The organism is Paraburkholderia tagetis, from assembly GCF_022213065.1.
GTDB classification, from domain to species: domain Bacteria; phylum Pseudomonadota; class Gammaproteobacteria; order Burkholderiales; family Burkholderiaceae; genus Paraburkholderia; species Paraburkholderia tagetis.
Genome location: NZ_JAKLJA010000008.1, coordinates 67,607 through 84,388 on the forward strand (window position 1 = coordinate 67,607; position 16,782 = coordinate 84,388).

At 63.4% G+C, this 16,782-nt stretch carries 14 protein-coding genes and 2 pseudogenes; 14 read left to right on the forward strand and 2 right to left on the reverse strand.

The annotated features are described in order from the left end of the window. Positions 1–100 precede the first annotated feature (100 nt). The 7 genes and pseudogenes from L5014_RS12725 to L5014_RS12755 all read left to right on the forward strand — a co-directional run bounded on the left by L5014_RS12725 (position 101) and on the right by L5014_RS12755 (position 5,937). Complete coding sequence (locus L5014_RS12725; protein WP_238464061.1) at positions 101–604, forward strand: hypothetical protein; 504 nt, start codon at positions 101–103, stop codon at positions 602–604. A gap of 456 nt (positions 605–1,060) precedes the next feature. Continuing rightward, positions 1,061–1,735 (forward strand): NADPH-dependent FMN reductase, encoded by a 675-nt coding sequence (locus tag L5014_RS12730; protein ID WP_238464062.1) that lies wholly within the window; start codon positions 1,061–1,063, stop codon positions 1,733–1,735. Positions 1,736–2,137: 402 nt separating this feature from the next. Then, a pseudogene (locus L5014_RS12735) lies at positions 2,138–2,227 on the forward strand (transcriptional regulator); the annotation flags it as partial. A gap of 165 nt (positions 2,228–2,392) precedes the next feature. Then, a pseudogene (locus tag L5014_RS12740) lies at positions 2,393–2,497 on the forward strand (transcriptional regulator); the annotation flags it as partial. Between the two features lie 75 nt (positions 2,498–2,572). Beyond that, positions 2,573–3,505: a ferritin-like domain-containing protein gene (locus L5014_RS12745; protein ID WP_238464063.1), complete on the forward strand. Its 933-nt coding sequence runs from the start codon at positions 2,573–2,575 to the stop codon at positions 3,503–3,505. 38 nt (positions 3,506–3,543) lie between these two features. Continuing rightward, on the forward strand, positions 3,544–5,070 hold the full coding sequence (gene iaaH, locus L5014_RS12750; protein ID WP_238464064.1) for an indoleacetamide hydrolase: 1,527 nt from the start codon (positions 3,544–3,546) through the stop codon (positions 5,068–5,070). A gap of 63 nt (positions 5,071–5,133) precedes the next feature. Continuing rightward, complete coding sequence (locus tag L5014_RS12755) at positions 5,134–5,937, forward strand: transporter substrate-binding domain-containing protein (RefSeq protein ID WP_238464065.1); 804 nt, start codon at positions 5,134–5,136, stop codon at positions 5,935–5,937. On the opposite strand, the gene L5014_RS12760 is transcribed toward L5014_RS12755, so the two are convergent. Further along, complete coding sequence (locus L5014_RS12760) at positions 5,915–6,439, reverse strand: NUDIX domain-containing protein (RefSeq protein ID WP_238464066.1); 525 nt, start codon at positions 6,437–6,439, stop codon at positions 5,915–5,917. The two genes, L5014_RS12755 and L5014_RS12760, sit on opposite strands and share 23 nt — an antisense overlap. Before the next feature lie 284 nt (positions 6,440–6,723). Between L5014_RS12760 and L5014_RS12765 the strand changes: the two genes are divergently transcribed. The 7 genes from L5014_RS12765 to L5014_RS12795 all read left to right on the forward strand — a co-directional run bounded on the left by L5014_RS12765 (position 6,724) and on the right by L5014_RS12795 (position 14,740). Next, a complete protein-coding gene (locus L5014_RS12765; RefSeq protein WP_238464067.1) occupies positions 6,724–7,506 on the forward strand; it encodes a CDP-diacylglycerol diphosphatase in 783 nt (260 codons plus the stop codon). Positions 7,507–8,003: 497 nt separating this feature from the next. Then, complete coding sequence (locus L5014_RS12770) at positions 8,004–9,056, forward strand: asparaginase (RefSeq protein ID WP_238464225.1); 1,053 nt, start codon at positions 8,004–8,006, stop codon at positions 9,054–9,056. 176 nt (positions 9,057–9,232) lie between these two features. After that, complete coding sequence (locus L5014_RS12775; protein WP_238464069.1) at positions 9,233–10,147, forward strand: LysR substrate-binding domain-containing protein; 915 nt, start codon at positions 9,233–9,235, stop codon at positions 10,145–10,147. Positions 10,148–10,335: 188 nt separating this feature from the next. Beyond that, complete coding sequence (locus L5014_RS12780; protein ID WP_238464071.1) at positions 10,336–11,628, forward strand: dicarboxylate/amino acid:cation symporter; 1,293 nt, start codon at positions 10,336–10,338, stop codon at positions 11,626–11,628. After that, positions 11,625–13,103 (forward strand): cysteate racemase, encoded by a 1,479-nt coding sequence (gene cuyB / locus L5014_RS12785; protein ID WP_238464073.1) that lies wholly within the window; start codon positions 11,625–11,627, stop codon positions 13,101–13,103. The genes L5014_RS12780 and cuyB overlap by 4 nt, the downstream gene beginning before the upstream one ends. A gap of 28 nt (positions 13,104–13,131) precedes the next feature. Then, positions 13,132–14,550, forward strand: a complete 1,419-nt coding sequence (gene aspA / locus L5014_RS12790; protein ID WP_238464074.1) for an aspartate ammonia-lyase — start codon at positions 13,132–13,134, stop codon at positions 14,548–14,550. Positions 14,551–14,584: 34 nt separating this feature from the next. Next, positions 14,585–14,740 (forward strand): hypothetical protein, encoded by a 156-nt coding sequence (locus L5014_RS12795; RefSeq protein ID WP_238464076.1) that lies wholly within the window; start codon positions 14,585–14,587, stop codon positions 14,738–14,740. Between the two features lie 3 nt (positions 14,741–14,743). Here the strand turns inward: L5014_RS12795 and L5014_RS12800 are convergent, their stop codons facing one another. Then, entirely contained in the window at positions 14,744–16,753 is a 2,010-nt protein-coding gene (locus tag L5014_RS12800) for an acetyl/propionyl/methylcrotonyl-CoA carboxylase subunit alpha (RefSeq protein ID WP_238464078.1), read from the reverse strand. Positions 16,754–16,782 lie beyond the last annotated feature (29 nt).

Genomic DNA, 16,782 nt, shown 5'->3' on the forward strand with positions numbered 1-16,782 from the left:
CCGGGCCGCGCCGCCCTCGGGCGGGCGCGCCAGCCAACCTCGCGCACTGCGCGAGACCGGTGCGCAAGGCGGGTCTGCTCACCGAAACGGAGATCACGACGTGCGTTCAATCTTGACGGGGACCTTGCTGTGCGTCCTCGCATCCACCGCGCTCGCTGGGGAACACTACACCGAGGTCTGGAATCCGCCCGAGGCACGAACGCCCGAGGCACGAATGCCCGCGGCGCGAACGCCCGCTGCGCATCCGGCCACCCCCGAAAAGAAAGCTCACGCGCATCACGGCGCGAAGCACAAGCTCGCCAGGCTGGATACGCGCAAGGTGGCCGAGCCCGCACTGCGCGCTTCGGCAGCCACCGTGCCGGTACTGCCCAATATGCCCAACGGGGTGCCCAACGGCGCCGCGCACGGCGGCTCAAAGTCGGACCGCGACGGCACGCCCTTCATCCCGCCGCAGATCGGTCCCGATGGCAACGTCCTGCAAGTAAGCTATGCAGCGCCCGCGCGCCGCGCGCAAAAACCGCTCATGCTCGTGCCGACCACCATTCCGGCCGCTGGGTCGTCTGCTGCGTCGTCCGCTGGGTCGTCGATCTCCCGCGCGCGCTGAGCGCCGCCTTCTCCCGATCCCAATCCGGAAAATCGCGAAAAAAAAGCCCCGTCACCTTGCGGTGCGGGGCCGAATCCCATGTCAAGGAGATGAAGCTCTGCATGGGATGGGACTTAAGCGCTGAAGCGCCAAGTCCCATCGACAGAAGACGGTTTCATGCTAGCCGCCTCCGTGACGCGGACCAACCAATGCGTTCAGCTATGCATATGGCGCGCGCCATGCACAGCCAGGCTGCCCCGTGTGCATATCCTTAGAAAAAAAAGTCGTTTAGCGCAGCGCTGCGCGCTCACTAAGATGGCGGTTCAGGCTTCGTTCGCACCGGCCCGCAACAGGCCACCATCGGCCCGTGGTAGCTCATCGTCGAGCCACAACCGGGCGCCGGAAGCGAGATCACGCGTTGCCGCGCGTCGCCGATGGCCCGCATCGGGCCACTACCGCTTTTCCGAGGAGCACCCCTTGAGCATTACCGATTCCAGACACCGCCCGCTCGTCGTCGGCATTGGCGGCACGACGCGCGAAGCTTCGTCGACCGAGCGCGCACTCGCCTTCGCGCTGCGCGGCGCGGAGCAGGCCGGCGCGCGCACGCGGTTGTTCGGCGGCACCTTCTTGCACAGCCTGCCGCACTATGCCCCCGAAAACGCCGTGCTCACGGACGCCCAGCGCGAGCTGATCGAAGCGGTGCGCGCTGCGGATGCCGTCATCATCGCCACGCCCGGCTATCACGGCGGCGTCTCGGGTCTCGTGAAGAACGCGCTCGACACGCTCGAGGAACTGCGCGCCGACGCGCGCCCTTATCTCGACGGCCGTGCCGTGGGCTGCATCGTGACCGCCTATGGCTGGCAGGCCGCCGGCTCGGTGCTCACCTCGCTGCGCTCGATCGTGCACGCGCTGCGCGGCTGGCCGACGCCGTTCGGCGCCGGCATCAACACGCTGGAAACGCACTTCGAAAGCGCGCATCAATGCTCGGACGCGAAGGTCGTCGATCAGCTCTTCACAGTCGGCCAGCAGGCCGCGCAGTTCGCGCTCGCGTTCGGCTCGCAGCGCGCCGCTTCGCCGGCCGGCGCCGCATGCGCGATCGCGGCGGGCGCCAGTGCGGCGCGCAATGAGGATCGCCTGAGCGTCGCTGTCTGATATCCGGGCAGCGGTCCCGCCCACCGTCGGACGGTCGGACGGTCGGGCGGCGCGGCCTTGCGCCCACCGCGCCCTTCCCTCCTGTTCCCCCCGCTCCGCACACGGGATTGCCCCGCCGCCCGCGCTCTGCGCGCTGGCGCACACAGGCACGCGCGTTGCGTCATCCAGCCCACAGACGCCGCGTGCGGCGCGATCCACATTGTAGGCAAACCGTAATCTCGCCTCATCCGGATCATTCCGCTGACCGCTCCCCGGCCACCCGTGATTAGCTTGCGACGAATGATTGGTTCCGCCCGCACGCGGCAGCCCCTACGCTTCGCTCGTACCCGTAGACGAACGAGCCACGAGGCGCTCATGCGCAACACGCATCAAGGCAGGACGCACCAGCAGGATCCAGAGGCCATGAACACGCCTATTCGCTACAAAGGCTACGAAGTCGCGCCGAGCGCACAGCGGCTTCCAAACGGGCTGTACGCCGCCAATCTCACGATCGGCACGCTTGCGACGCCCCAGACGCCGTCGCAGCCCGTGACCGCATCCGGCACCCTCCCGGACACACCGTCCGCACCGACCGCATCGGACGCAGCGCCCCCACCGAACACGGCGAACACAGCGAGCACAGCGGACTCGCCACGCAGCACGACACGCGGCGCGCTGGTTTCGTTCGACGCGCTCGACTACTTTTTCGACGAACGCCACGCGCTCGCCTACGCATGCCGCTGGGCGCGCATGTGGATCGACGAGCAGCGCCGCTGCGCGTGACGCCGCCCCTTCCCTTACAGTTATGACAGAATAGGAGTCCGATCACCGTCATCCCATCGCGATCCTTTACGCCCAATGTCCGAAACCCTGACGCATTCAGCCGAAGGTGCAAGCGACGACGAAAGCGCCCTCGCCGACCAGGACGCCGCGCTGCGGCACTGGACTTACGACAGGCCAGGGCCAATCAGGATGGGTTCGGACGAGCATCGGAAGATGTTTTGCCGGATGCTGCTGGACACGCACGATCCCTACCGCCCGGCCGTGCTCGACTGGCCGAAGCTCGAACCCGATGCGCTGCGGCGCCTGACTTCGCTGCCGATCTGGGACATTGCCGTGCAGACCGAAGGCCGCGCGTCGATCCGCGTGAAAACCTATGCGGCCACGCTGGCCGATCCACTCTTGCGGACCGCCATCGACATGGACGGCGAAGAAGAAGCGCGCCACAAGGTCGTGCTCTCGCATCTCGTCGAGGCCTACGGCATCGCGCTCGCACCCGAGCCCACCTATCCGTCGCCGAAAGACCCCGAATGGGCATGGATGTTCACGGGCTACAGCGAGTGCATCGACAGCTTCTTCGCGTTCGGCCTGTTCCGCTCGGCGCAGCGCTCGGGGTTTTTCCCCGCGGAGCTCGTCGAAACCTTCGAACCCGTGATCCAGGAAGAAGCGCGCCATATCCTCTTCTTCGCCAACTGGGTGGCGTGGTATCGCAGGAATCTGCCCTGGTGGCGCCGGCCGTGGCACTCGCTGCGAGTCGCCGGAATCTGGATCAAACTGGTATGGGACCGCGTGGCGATTGCGCGCGGCATCGACGCCGAAGGCGTTGCGCACGACTCGAATTTTCTGCCCGCCAACCGCGATGTGCTGGGCGACTCGCTCAAGCCGTGCGAAATGATCGAGCTGTGCCTGCATGAAGACCAGCAGCGCATGCGAGGCTACGATTCGCGTCTGTTGCGCCCGACACTCGTTCCCGCGCTCGCCCGCATCGCGCTGCGCTTCATCAGGAAGTAGCGGACGTCGCCCACACGGCCGCACGAGGAGGAGATTGCATGACCTGGACTGTCGACGAGCAACTGGAACTGAGCGCGACGCAGGCCGTCGCGGCCATCCGCGCGGGGCGGCTCAAAGCCGCCGATTACGTCGCCACCTTGCTCGCCCGCGCGCAGGCGCTGGAGAACCTCAACGCGCTCACGACGCTCGACGTGGAAGGCGCGCTCGCCGCCGCGCAGCGCATCGACACGCTCGGCGCCAACGAGCGCGCGCACCTGCCGCTGGCGGGGCTGCCCGTGGTCGTGAAGGACAACATCAACACGCGCGGCCTGCAAACCTCGGCGGGCACGCCCGCGCTCGAAGGCTTCATCCCCGCGCGCCACGCGCCCTCGGTGCAGCGGCTCGTGGACGCGGGTGCGATCGTGCTGGGCAAAGCCAACATGCATGAGCTCGCGTTCGGCATCACGAGCACCAATCTCGCGCCGCACGCGGGCCCCGTGCGCAACCCCTGGGATCCCGAACGAATTCCCGGCGGCTCGTCGGGCGGCACGGCCGCCGCCATCGCGGCGCGCATCGTGCCCGCGGGCCTTGGCACCGACACCGGCGGCTCCACGCGCATTCCCGCCGCGCTGTGTGGCATCGTCGGCTTGCGCCCGAGCGTGGGCGACGGCGGCACGCAGCGCCGCTACCACGACCCGCACGCCGTCGTGCCGATCAGCCACACGCGCGACACGGTCGGGCCAATGGCGCGCAGCGTCGCCGATGTAGCGCTCATCGACGGCGTGATCACCGGGCACGGCCCGCTCGCCCGGGCCGCCGTGACGAACCTGCGCGTGGGCTTGCCCGCGCCGTTCTGGGCGGGCCTCGAGGCCGCGACCGAGCGCGTGGCCCGCGCCGCACTCGCGAAACTCGAAGCGGCCGGCGTGACGCTCGTGCCCGTGGAAATGAGCGAAGTCTTCGCGCTCAATGACCGCGTGAGCATGGCCATCGCGCTGCACGAACCGATCGAGGACCTGCAAGCCTGGCTCGCCGCCAACCACACAGGCGCGCGGACCGTCGCGGACGTGGCGGCGCGCATCGCGAGCCCGGACGTGCGCGCGGCCTACGACGCCATCCTCGCCGATACGCGCGGCGGCGATTACCAGACGGCGATGACGGTCTGGCGTCCGCGACTGCAGCAGCTCTATGCGCAAACCTTCGCCGCCAGCGGGCTCGACGCGCTGCTCTTTCCGACGACGTGCCTCGCGGCGGTGCGCATCGACGGGGTGAACGGTTCGTCGAGCGTATCGATCGATGGCGGCGCGCCGGTGAACGAACTGGAGGCGTATCTGCGCAATACCGATCCCGCGAGCAATGCGGGCATTCCGGGACTGGCGCTGCCCGCCGGGTTGACGGATGGGCGGACGCCAGGGTGGACGGCGGGGCGAACCGCGGGGCGAACTGCGGGGCCGACTGACGGGCTAACTACGGGGCGGCTGCCGGTCGGCCTCGAGCTCGACGGGCCGACCGGCAGCGACCGCCGGCTGCTGGCGATCGGGCTCGCCTTCGAAGAGATTTTGGGAACCTTGCCGGCACCGGACATTTGACGGGGTAAGATGCTTTCGCGCGGCATCGCGCAGTCCACTATTCGAAGAACCAGGAGACGAGTAATGAAGCTTTCGAAGCTCTTCCTTACAAGCGTACTTGCCGTATCGGCATTTGGCCTGAGCGCCGTTGCCGCCCATGCGGAAGATCTGCTGGACAGCGTGAAACAGGCCGGAGTGCTCAAGATCGGCCTCGAAGGCACGTATCCCCCCTTCGACTCCCGGGACAGCAAGGGCGAACTCGTGGGTTTCGACGTCGACGTCGCGAAAGCGGTTGCGGCCAAACTGGGCGTGAAGCCGGAGTTCATTCCCACCGAATGGAGCGGCATCATCGCGGCGCTGCAAGCCGGGAAATTCGACGTGATCGTCAACCAGGTGACCATCACGCCACAGCGCCAGCAGGCGCTCGACTTCAGCCAGCCCTATACGTACTCCGCCGCCCAGTTGATCCAGCGCGCCGACGACAAGCGCGATTTCAAGTCGCTCGATGCGTTCAAGGGCGACAAGAAGCTCGGCGTCACGCTCGGGACGAACTACGATCAGATGGCGCGCGCCGTGCAGGGCATCAATGTGCAGACTTATCCGGGGGCGCCGGAAAAGCTGCGCGATCTGGCTGCGAAACGTATCGATGCCACGATCGACGATCGCCTGATGCTGCCGTACATCATCAAGACTTCACAACTGCCGCTACGCCCGGGCGCCGTGCTCAAGGGCGCCAATCAGGACATGGGCATTCCGTTCCGCAAGGGCAATCCCAAGTTCGAGAAAGCGATCAACGATGCGCTCACTTCGTTGAAGCAGGATGGGACGCTGAAGAAGATCTCGGAGCATTGGTTCGGGACCGATGTCACGGTGCCGATCGCGCAGTAGTGGCGTCCGGGCCGTTGCCGCGGCGGTCGCCGCTGAGATACGCGTAGACCGCCGCAGTTACCGCGATACCGCCCAATTCCTCCGGCGATGCCAGACGCGCGGCGACGATCTCACGATGATCGAGCCGAAGTTCGGGCATGCGATCGAGGCGCAGCTCGAAGAAATACACCTGGTCGCGGCGTCCGTCCCAGATGCCGGACGCGCTGCCCGCGGGGACTAACGGGCACGACGAGAGACCGATCTCCTCGTCCATTTCGCGCTGCGCCGCTGCTTCAGGCGCCTCGCCCGGATGGATACTGCCGCCGGGAAAATTCCACTCGGCCCGGTACGACGACTTCACGAGCAACAACGCCTGCCCGACATAGATTGCCACCAGCGCGCCCTCATGATGAGGCCGTCGAACGTGCCACCAGACACGAGCAAGGCGGAATCCGACGCGAAGCACCAGGCGCCAGACAGCGTCGATAAACCTGGCCGGTCGCGCTCGCTCAAAGCTCGGCATCGAGTCTCTCCTTTCCTTTCTCCTACGCGGCCTCTTCATCACTTACCAGATCGCGAGCCGCGAAAACGACTGCACGCTGGCAAGCCGCCGCCGCGACTTCGCGGCCGCAGCGCAGCGCGAGCAACCTATCATGTTTCATCCGCGCCGGAAATAAGCACGCCACATTGGCTGGGCTACACTCGCGGCAGCAAGACAAGCCCGCGCGAGCGCACCGACTGCACGATTGCCGTTGAGCGCATCGCACGGCCCATTCCTGGTTTGCCCGATATACCCGCTTAGCGCCGATGCCTCACGTCTTCTTTGCCGCCGCTTATCGCAAGTCCGCGTTCCCCGCGCTTTTCGTTTCGTTCGCTGTCGCGCTGGCCGCCACCGGCTGCGTGCGTCTTTCGACGTTCGACGCAAACGGGCTCTGGAAGGTCGTTGGCGAGCAATGCGTGCCGAACGCGCGCAACACCGCCAACCCTGGCCCATGCGCGAGCGTCGACTTCCAGAAGCGCTATGCGCTGCTCAAGGACATCAACGGACGCGCGCAATATCTGCTGATCCCGACCGACCGCGTGCCCGGCATCGAAAGCCCCGAGATTCTCTATGGCGGTTCGCCCGAATACTGGGCGGGCGCATGGGCGGCGGGCCGCTACGTGGACGCCAGGCTGAAGACGACGCTCGCGCCCACGCAGCTCGGCCTCGAAATCAACTCGTCACAGCGGCGCTCGCAGAACCAGTTGCATATCCACGTCGATTGCATGCGCAACGATATTGCCGATGCGCTCGCGCCGTATCGTCACGATACATCCGGCACCTGGCGCTGGACGACGCTGGACGGCAAGCGCTATCGCGTCATGCGCGTGATGAGCCTTACCGATGGAGGCAATCCGTTCCGCGTGGTCGCCCGCGACCTGGGTGCGCAGCAAAGCATGGGAGCGCAGACGATCCTCGTGACCGGCGCCGGTCCAGACACCACGCGCGACGGCTGGCTCGTGGTCAATAGCGGGCTCGACGTGGAAGGCGGCACGGGCACCGCAGAAGGGCTGCTCGATCATTCTTGTGCGCTCGCTCGCGCGCGATGATGCGATGAAAGAGGCGTAGAAAGGCAGAAGCAGCGGCACGCGGCAGCCTTGTCGCGACGTTCCAGCAACAGGACATCAGCCGCATCACCGTCCGTGTCCGCTTCGCGACACAAGTACTTCCACTCGCCGCGCACGTCGGCGCACGTCGGCGCACGTTTCAACCATCCGGCAACGCCTGCGGCCAGGGTTTTCCCACGTTATGCGAGTCCCGCATAAGAACATGCCATCCCCGCATTACGCTTCTTTTGGCTACTTCTACCATGCGATCTGACTCTGGTGAGAGGCGTGATCAATCCCGCTACACATCAAATTCGGAGTCGTGGGATCGCCCGCTTTTTCAGGTCATCGATAAGTCGGGTGAATTCGCCGTTCCTTCCGTCCAAGGTCTCTTCCATTTGCAAACGATCATGAATAAATTCGCGCATCCCGTTTCAGGTCGCTTTCGTACGACCATTGCCGCGGCACTGGCGGTGCTCATTGCCCTGCCCCTGTACTCCATGTCCGCCGCGGCAGCGGACACCATCCCGGATCAGCAAACCAGCGCTGCCGTTCAGACAAAGCAGTTGCCGCACGTCATCGTGCTGGCAACCGGAGGCACGATCTCCGGTACGGCAGATGCACGATCGGCCATCGGATACAACTCTGGTGAGCGGACCGGACAACAACTGATCAAGGATGTGCCGGGCATCGAGAAATTCGCCACTATCTCGGCGGAGCAAATTTCGAATATTGGCTCGCAAGATATGAACGACAAGGTTTGGTTCCAGTTGGCCAAACGCATCAACGAGATCTTTGATCGCGGCGAGGCGGACGGTGTCGTGATCACGCACGGCACGGACACCATGGAGGAAACCGCATTTTTTCTGAAGAACGTTATACATTCCACCAAGCCGGTCGTTCTCGTTGGATCGATGCGACCGGGTGGCGTCACCAGTGCCGATGGTCCCAACAACCTGCTCGAAGCCATCGAAGTCGCTGCGAGCCCGCAGTCACAGGGGCGTGGCGTAATGGTGGTCATGAACGATACGATTCATGATCCGCGCTGGATCACCAAAACGAATACCACTTCACTACAGACGTTTGTGTCTCCCAACGCCGGGCCGACCGGCTATGTGGATCCGGCGTCGATCCGCTTCGTTGCGCCCGTCCTCGCGGCTCGCAAGCCTCCATACACGCTGCCCGCCGACGGACAATTGCCCAAGGTCGAGGTTATCTTCGCGCATAGCAACATGGATGCAGTACAGATCGACCATGCAATCGCGGACAAGGCTAAGGGGATCGTGATTGCCGGAGTGGGCGACGGCGACGTTTCCAAAGCGGCCATGCTTGCCATGCAGCGCGCCGCAAAAATGGGCATCGTTGTGGTTCGCTCCTCGCGGGTTGGATCGGGCTTCGTGAATCGCAACGTCGAAGTCGACGATGATAAAAGCGGATTTGTCGCGTCCCTCGATCTCAATCCAGAGAAGGCTCGTTTGCTAACGCAGTTGCTGATTGCGAATGGGATCACGTCGCCCGCCCAGGTACAGGCAGCATTTTCCGCGACTTATTAGGACCTCACATTAGAAACACGCTTTGTGTCGGGTTCGCGGCTCCATGGTTGTCGCGGTTCCTCGTGCGCACAAGGAACCGCGAAAGCGGGTTAACCGAACCCTGACGCAACGCTAGCAGCGTAAGATCGAAACTTCCTGCAACCGGTGTTTCGCGTCCAACAAGGCGGGCCCTGCGTATGGAAATCAAGTGGGTCGAGGACTTCATCGCCCTTGCGCAATACCAGAGTTTTTCGCGCGCAGCGGAGTTCCGCAATGTGACTCAGTCCGGGTTCAGCCGGCGGATTCAATCGCTGGAGCAATGGGTCGGGGCGGAATTGATCGATCGCAGCAGCTTTCCTCCCGTGTTGACGCCCGCAGGTCAACTATTCCGCGAAGCCGCTGAAGATATCCTCCACAGACTCTTCGATACGCGCGCAATCATCAGGACTGAAAAACGGATTGGAGGCAAGAGCCTCCAGATTGCGGCTGGCCACACGATTGCGCTGAATTTCCTTCCCGCCTGGCTCAAAGCGCTTTCCGCCCACTTCGGGGACGTGCGCGCGCGAGTGGTCCCGACCAATGTGCACGACTCGATTCTGATGCTCGTGAACGGCAACTGCGAATTGATGTTCGCTTACCACCATCCCGAGCTGCCCTTGCATCTCGACCCCGCGAGATACGAGCATCTCACTGTGGGTATCGACACCCTCATGCCGGCCAGCAGACCAAACCAGCGCTCCGCACCGATGTATCGACTGCCTGGAACAGCAAAACAGCCATTGCCTCACATTTCATACACAGAGACGAGTTATTTCGGGCGTTGCGTTGCGGTGCTGCTTGGCCGAGCCCCTTCTTCACCGTCCTTATTGCTTCACTATGAATCGGACATGGCCGAGGTGCTCAAAAAAATGGTCATGGAAGGCGAGGGGATGGCATGGCTGCCAAAGAGTACGATTGCCGCCGAACTGGATGAAGGTGAACTGGTTCCCGCTGGTCCGCCGTCCTGGAATCTGGATATCGAGCTTCGCGTCTACCGCGATGCATCGAATCGCAGCGAGTTTCTCGATACGCTCTGGCAGCATTTTCGTGCGGTATTACAGTCCGGAGCTTAAGGCTTGGGGTTTTCCCGCGTTATGCGAATCAGGAATAAGCACATGTCATAGCGGCATCGCCGTTGCTTCTCGCATCCCTAATATGCCTTTCAACGCTTGACGGAAGCGCAGTCGATCTCGCTCCAGGCGTCTCTCAACGTACACCGGTCAGGCCTTGACCGCATTGCGTCATTCCAGGACAAACGGAAATGAAAAATCGCCTCACCTTTTATATTGCGGTTGGCATGATATTGGGCGTCATTGCGGGCTACGCGTGCCACGCCAGCACATCCGATCCGGCCACACTCAAAGCCATTGCAGGATACTTCTCGATCGTCACGGACATCTTCCTGCGCCTCATCAAGATGATCATCGCGCCACTAGTGTTTGTCACGCTGGTGTCGGGCCTGGCCGGCATGGACAGCGGCCAGGACGTGGGCCGCATCGGCTTGCGTTCGGTAGGCTGGTTTGTTTGCGCGTCGCTGATTTCGCTCACGATGGGCCTCATCTTCGCGAATCTCCTGCAACCGGGCGCTGGCCTGCATATGGTCGCGGGTACAGGCGAGGTCGAAACCGGCCTGAATACGTCGGCATTGAACTTCAAGGACGTATTGACCCACGCCTTTCCGACCAGCCTGCTGGACGCCATGGCGCGTAACGACATCCTGCAGATCCTGGTCTTCTCCGTGTTCCTCGGCCTGGCGCTGGGCGCGACGAAGCGGGACGCGCGCGTCAAGGTCGTGATCGAAATAATCGACGGCATGGTGCCCGTCATGCTGCGCGTGACGAACTACGTCATGCGTGCAGCACCCTTCGGCGTGTTCGGTGCGATCGCTTCGGCGGTAACGCTGCGCGGCCTCGACGTCATCTACACCTACGGCAAGTTGATTGGCTCCTTCTATGTCGGGCTGGCCGCGCTGTGGGCAATTCTGGTTTTCGTCGGCTATCTGTTCCTCGGCCGTAGCGTCGGCGCCTTGCTCAAGGCGATACGCGAACCGGCGATGATCGCGTTTGCAACGGCGAGCAGCGAGGCGGCGTATCCGCGGCTGACCGAGCAGCTGGAACGCTTCGGCGTCGACAAGAAAGTCGTCGGCTTCACGCTCCCGTTGGGTTATGCATTCAATCTTGACGGTTCGATGATGTATCAGGCGTTTGCAGCCATCTTCATTGCTCAGGCGTTCGGGGTTCACATGCCGATCTCGCAGCAATTCTTCATGCTGCTCGTGCTGATGCTGAGCAGCAAGGGCATGGCCAGCGTGCCGCGCGGTTCGGTGGTGGTGGTCGCAGCAGTGGCGCCGATGTTTCATTTGCCGGTCGAAGGAGTGGCCATGGTGCTCGCGATCGACCAGATTCTCGACATGGGCCGCACGATGACCAATGTGATCGGCAACAGCGTGGCGACCGCTGTGATCGCGAAGTGGGAAGGCGCGCGCCAGAGCAACGCCTCCGACTTCATCGACGACGAGCAGGTCTTCGGCCCGGCGCAAGGTGGAGCAAAATGACTTCCGGCAACGCCGACCACAAGCGAAAGTTCGGCATTGTCGGCGGACTGGGTCCGCTGGCAAGCGCAGACGTCTTCTTCAAACTGGTGAAGGCGACGCCTGCATCGACCGATGCCGAGCACTTCGACGCAATCTTTCAGCAATCGCCATTTCGCAGTTCGGGCTCCGGAAGTGCCGCCACGACCGAACGGAAGCTGTATGTCTTCGAGATGATCCGGGACTTCGAGAAACGCGGTGTGACGACGATCGTGCTGCCGTGCTTTCTCAGTCACACCTTCATCGACGAACTACGCGCGAACACCAGCTTGCAGATCGTGGACATGGTCGAGGCGGTTCGCAGCCATGTTCGACGCAAGTTCCCCGGTGCAAGCCGCATCGGCGTGCTCGCCTCCGACTACACACGGGAAAAGCGCTTGTTCGAGCATTACTTTGCGGCCCCCGAGTTCGAAGTCATCCATCCCCGATGCCATGAGCGCTCCGATCCTGTTACGGAAGCCGTATATGGATCGGACGGCATCAAGAGCGGGAACCTGCGCGGCCGTCCCGCCGAGCTATTGCGCAAAGCATGCGAGGATCTGATCGAGCAGGGCGCCGAGGTGATCGTACCCGGCATGACCGAAATCGCGCTAGTCGCAGACGAAATCGGCCTGCTGGACGTGCCGCTCGTCGATTCCAACCTGGTATACGCACAGTACGTCGTATCTGGCGGTTACGCCGCGCCGGCGCACGCCTTCAAGGTGGGCGTCGTGGGCGGCGTCGGCCCCGCGGCAACGGTTGATTTTCTACAGAAGATTGTCCGGAACACGCCGGCCGCGCGCGACCAGGATCACATCAAACTGCTGGTCGAACAAAACCCGCAGATTCCGGACCGCACCGGGAATCTGATTGGTGACGGCACCGATCCAACGGTCTCGCTATATGCGACGTGCAAGCGTCTTGAAGACGGCGATGCGGACATCATCGCGATTCCGTGCAACACGGCGCATGCATTCGTCGAGCGCATCCAACCGTACCTCAGTATCCCGATTGTGAATATGTTGACCGTCACGGTCGGCTATCTGCGCGAGACGTATCCGACACTTCGCGATATCGGCGTTCTGGCGACGTCGGGCACGATCGAGAGCGGAGTCTATCGAAAGGCGCTCGAATCGCAGGATTTTCGTCAGGTTACCCCCTCCCCCGCGCTACAGGAGCGCGTGATGGAATCCATCTACGGAAAGCATGGAGTCAAGGCGGGATATACAAAGGGGAAGTGTCAGGAAGACATCGCTGCCGCAATGGAAGAACTGATTGCCGAAGGCGTTGAAGTTGTCGTCCTCGGCTGCACCGAACTCCCGCTCCTTTTGACCGGAAGTGAATTCGCAGGCAAGAGCGGTGCTCGCGTCAGGCTGGTCGATCCCACAGACGTTCTCGCTCGGCGGTGCATCGCGTACGCATTGTCGGCGGACGCCGCCATCGGTCGAATCCAAAGTTAAACCGAAAACTCTCCAACGGAGCAAAAACATGCAAGACCGTTCCGAACGCATCGAACACGATCTTCTTGGCGACCTCGCTGTACCCAACGAAGTCTATTACGGAGTCCACACGCTTCGCGCGCTCATCAATTTTCCGATTACCGGTATTCCCATCTCGACCTGGCCGAATCTGATCAACGCATTGGCGTATGTGAAAGAGGCCGCGGCAATCGCGAACTGCGAGTTGCGCCTGCTCCCCGAGCACAAGATGAAGGCCATCGTTCACGCGTGCCAGCAGATCCGGGAGGGGATCGCTCACGATCAGTTCGTCGTCGATGTGATTCAGGGCGGGGCCGGCACGTCGACCAATATGAACGCGAACGAGGTGATCGCCAATCTCGCCCTCGAACATCTTGGCCACAAGCGAGGAGACTACGCGGTGCTGCACCCGAACGAAGATGTGAATCTCGGGCAGAGCACCAACGACGTTTATCCGACTGCGTTGAAAATCGCCACCTATATGGGCATTGCGCAACTGGTCGATGCGATGGGTGTCTTGCGAGCATCGTTCGAACGGAAGGCGGTGGAGTTTCGCGACGATCTGAAGATGGGCCGAACCCAGTTGCAGGACGCGGTCCCCATGACATTGGGACAGGAATTCAGCACCTTTGCAGTCATGCTCGACGAAGATCAGGAGCGTCTGCGGGAAGCATCGCAATTGATTTGCGAAATCAATCTGGGCGCTACGGCAATTGGTACGGGCATCAACACGTCGCCCGACTATGCGCCTCTCGTCTGCCGCCATCTGGCCAGCGTCACGGGTATCCCTGTGACGACGTCCCCCAATCTCGTGGAGGCGACGCAGGACGTCGGCTCATTCGTGCAACTGTCGGGGGTGCTCAAGCGCGTGGCGGTCAAGCTCTCGAAGGTCTGCAACGACCTTCGCCTGCTTTCGAGCGGCCCACGCGCAGGTCTTGGCGAAATCAATCTGCCGCCGGTTCAGGCGGGCTCCAGCATCATGCCGGGCAAGGTCAACCCGGTTATTCCGGAGGTCGTGAACCAGATCGCTTTTGAAGTTATCGGCAATGACGTGACGGTGAGCTTTGCCGCGGAGGCCGGCCAATTGCAGTTGAACGCGTTCGAACCGGTCATTGCGCACAGCCTGTTCAAGAGCGTTGCGCATCTGCGTGCGGGATGCCTCACCCTTGCATCGAGGTGCGTCGACGGAATCACGGCCAACCGCGATCGGCTTCGCTCGCTCGTTGAAAATTCGATCGGCATCGTGACTGCGCTGAACCCGTACATCGGCTATACGAATGCGACCCAGGTGGCGCAGGAAGCACTCGTATCGGGAAGAGGCGTCGCGGAAATCGTCATCGAGAGAGGACTGCTCACCCGGGCTCAACTCGAAGACATTCTCAAGCCAACGATGTTGACGCAGCCGAGGCATAACCTGCCCCTTGCGTAACGCCACCAGCATCGGGCTGACGACCGGAGCATTCATGCAGCGACGAACCGGTGCCAGCATGATGCTGCCGCTGCGCGAGCGCGCCTTTCCAGACTTCGTCGCAGTCCTTGCGCTCGGCCCTTCTGGCGGCCAGCGCAAGCCCGTTATGAATGTGAACAGGCCCAAGACACACCTGAAGTTGCAGGCGTGATCCTCACTCGGCCTCGAGCATCAGCAGTTGCGCACCATCGGCAACCTGGTCGCCCACGGCGTACAGCACTTCGGTCACCTTGCCCGCTGCCGGCGCGCCGATGGTGTGCTCCATCTTCATCGCCTCCATCACGATGAGCGGCGCGCCCTTCTCCACCACCGCGCCCGGCTCCACGAGCACGGCAATCACCTTGCCGGGCATCGGCGCCGTGAGGCGGCCTTCGCCGTGCTCGGCATCCGCCGCGTGCGCGAGCAGGTTCTGCCATTCGAACGACATGGCCACGCCAAGGCAGAACACGTGAAAAACATCACCGTCGATGAACACGTGCCCCGTCACGCGATTATTGCCAATGGTCGCGCCGTATTCGTTCTCGCGCTCACCGCGCCACCACGTGTAACGCTCTTCTTCGCCCGCGCATGCGAGCGTCTGTGCGCCGCCGTCGTGCGTGAATGCCGTCGACAATGCCGTATCGCTTTCGGTATCGCGCCACGCGAAGGTCTGCGCGAAGCCGCCATTCAGCCGCCAATGCGCCAGCGCCTGCCACGGCGACGCGCCCAGCCCCACGCCGCCCTCGCGAGCGATCAGCGCCGCGCAAGCCAGCGCGAGCGCCTCGCGCAACGGCTTTTTCTGCGCAGCGAACAGCGCATCGTGATGACGCTCGATGAGGCCCGTGTCGAGATCGGCGCCCGCGAACGGCTCGCAGGTCACGAGCCGGTGCAGGAACTCCACGTTCGTGTGCGGGCCGACGATCTCGCACTCCTCCAGCGCGCGCCGCATGCGCGCGAGCGCTTCGTCGCGCGTCGCGCCGTGCACGATGAGCTTGGCGATCATCGGGTCGTAGAACGGCGTGATGGTGTCGCCCTCGCGCACGCCGCTGTCGATGCGCACGCTCGCGCGCTCGCCCGCCTCGCCAATGCTGAACTCGACGCCCTCAGGCATGCGCAGATGCTTGAGCGTGCCCGTCGAAGGCAGGAAGCCGCGCGCGGGATTCTCGGCGTAGATGCGCGCTTCGAGCGCGTGCCCCGTCACCGTGAGTTGCGACTGTTCGAGCGGCAGCGGCTCGCCCGACGCCACGCGCAGTTGCCATTCGACGAGGTCGAGTCCCGTGACCATTTCCGTCACCGGATGCTCGACCTGCAGGCGCGTATTCATCTCCATGAAGTAGAAGTCCGCGCCCGTCATGATGAACTCGACGGTGCCCGCGCCCACGTAGTTCACCGCGCGCGCGGCCGCAACCGCGGCCTCGCCCATCGCGCGCCGCACGCTGTCGTCGAGGCCCGGGGCGGGCGCTTCTTCGAGCACTTTCTGGTGGCGCCGCTGCACGGAGCAGTCGCGGTCGAACAGATACACGGCGCCGCCGTGTTGATCGGCGAACACCTGCACTTCCACGTGTCGCGGGCGCGTGAGGTACTTCTCGATCAGCACGCGGTCGTTGCCGAAGCTGCTTGCGGCTTCACGCTTGCATGAAGCGAGCGCCGCCGCCAGATCTTCGCTGCGCTCGACCACGCGCATGCCCTTGCCGCCGCCGCCCGCGCTCGCCTTGAGCAGCACGGGATAGCCCATCGAATCGGCTTCGCGTTGCAACAGCGCGGCGTCCTGGTCGTCGCCGTGGTAGCCCGGCACGAGCGGCACGGCTGCCGCGTGCATGAGCGCCTTGGCGGCGGCCTTCGAGCCCATCGCGGCAATTGCCGCGACCGGCGGCCCGATAAAGACAATGCCGGCTTCTTCGCACGCACGCCCGAAATCTTCGTTTTCCGAAAGAAATCCGTAACCCGGGTGAATCGCTTGCGCACCGGTCGCTTTTGCGGCTGCGATGATGCGCTCGATCCGCAGATAGCTCTGCTGGGCGCTAGCCTCGCCGATATGTACGGCCTCGTCGCACGCGGCCACGTGCTTGGCGTTCGCATCGGCGTCCGAATAGACGGCCACGCTCTTTACGCCGAGGCGGCGGCAGGTGGCCGCGACCCGGCAGGCAATCTCGCCCCGGTTGGCGATCAGAATCTTGTTGAACATAGGAGGTCTCGCTATCGTTCTGGTTCGCC

Excerpts from the sequence above, each read along its gene's own strand:
- L5014_RS12745 (WP_238464063.1), top strand. The coding sequence starts at position 2,573 with ATGTCCGAAACCCTGACGCATTCAGCCGAAGGTGCAAGCGACGACGAA.
- iaaH (WP_238464064.1), top strand. The coding sequence starts at position 3,544 with ATGACCTGGACTGTCGACGAGCAACTGGAACTGAGCGCGACGCAGGCC.
- L5014_RS12755 (WP_238464065.1), top strand. The coding sequence starts at position 5,134 with ATGAAGCTTTCGAAGCTCTTCCTTACAAGCGTACTTGCCGTATCGGCA.
- L5014_RS12760 (WP_238464066.1), bottom strand. The coding sequence starts at position 6,439 with ATGCCGAGCTTTGAGCGAGCGCGACCGGCCAGGTTTATCGACGCTGTC.
- L5014_RS12765 (WP_238464067.1), top strand. The coding sequence starts at position 6,724 with ATGCCTCACGTCTTCTTTGCCGCCGCTTATCGCAAGTCCGCGTTCCCC.
- L5014_RS12770 (WP_238464225.1), top strand. The coding sequence starts at position 8,004 with ATGTCCGCCGCGGCAGCGGACACCATCCCGGATCAGCAAACCAGCGCT.
- L5014_RS12775 (WP_238464069.1), top strand. The coding sequence starts at position 9,233 with ATGGAAATCAAGTGGGTCGAGGACTTCATCGCCCTTGCGCAATACCAG.
- L5014_RS12780 (WP_238464071.1), top strand. The coding sequence starts at position 10,336 with ATGAAAAATCGCCTCACCTTTTATATTGCGGTTGGCATGATATTGGGC.
- cuyB (WP_238464073.1), top strand. The coding sequence starts at position 11,625 with ATGACTTCCGGCAACGCCGACCACAAGCGAAAGTTCGGCATTGTCGGC.
- aspA (WP_238464074.1), top strand. The coding sequence starts at position 13,132 with ATGCAAGACCGTTCCGAACGCATCGAACACGATCTTCTTGGCGACCTC.
- L5014_RS12795 (WP_238464076.1), top strand. The coding sequence starts at position 14,585 with ATGCAGCGACGAACCGGTGCCAGCATGATGCTGCCGCTGCGCGAGCGC.
- L5014_RS12800 (WP_238464078.1), bottom strand. The coding sequence starts at position 16,753 with ATGTTCAACAAGATTCTGATCGCCAACCGGGGCGAGATTGCCTGCCGG.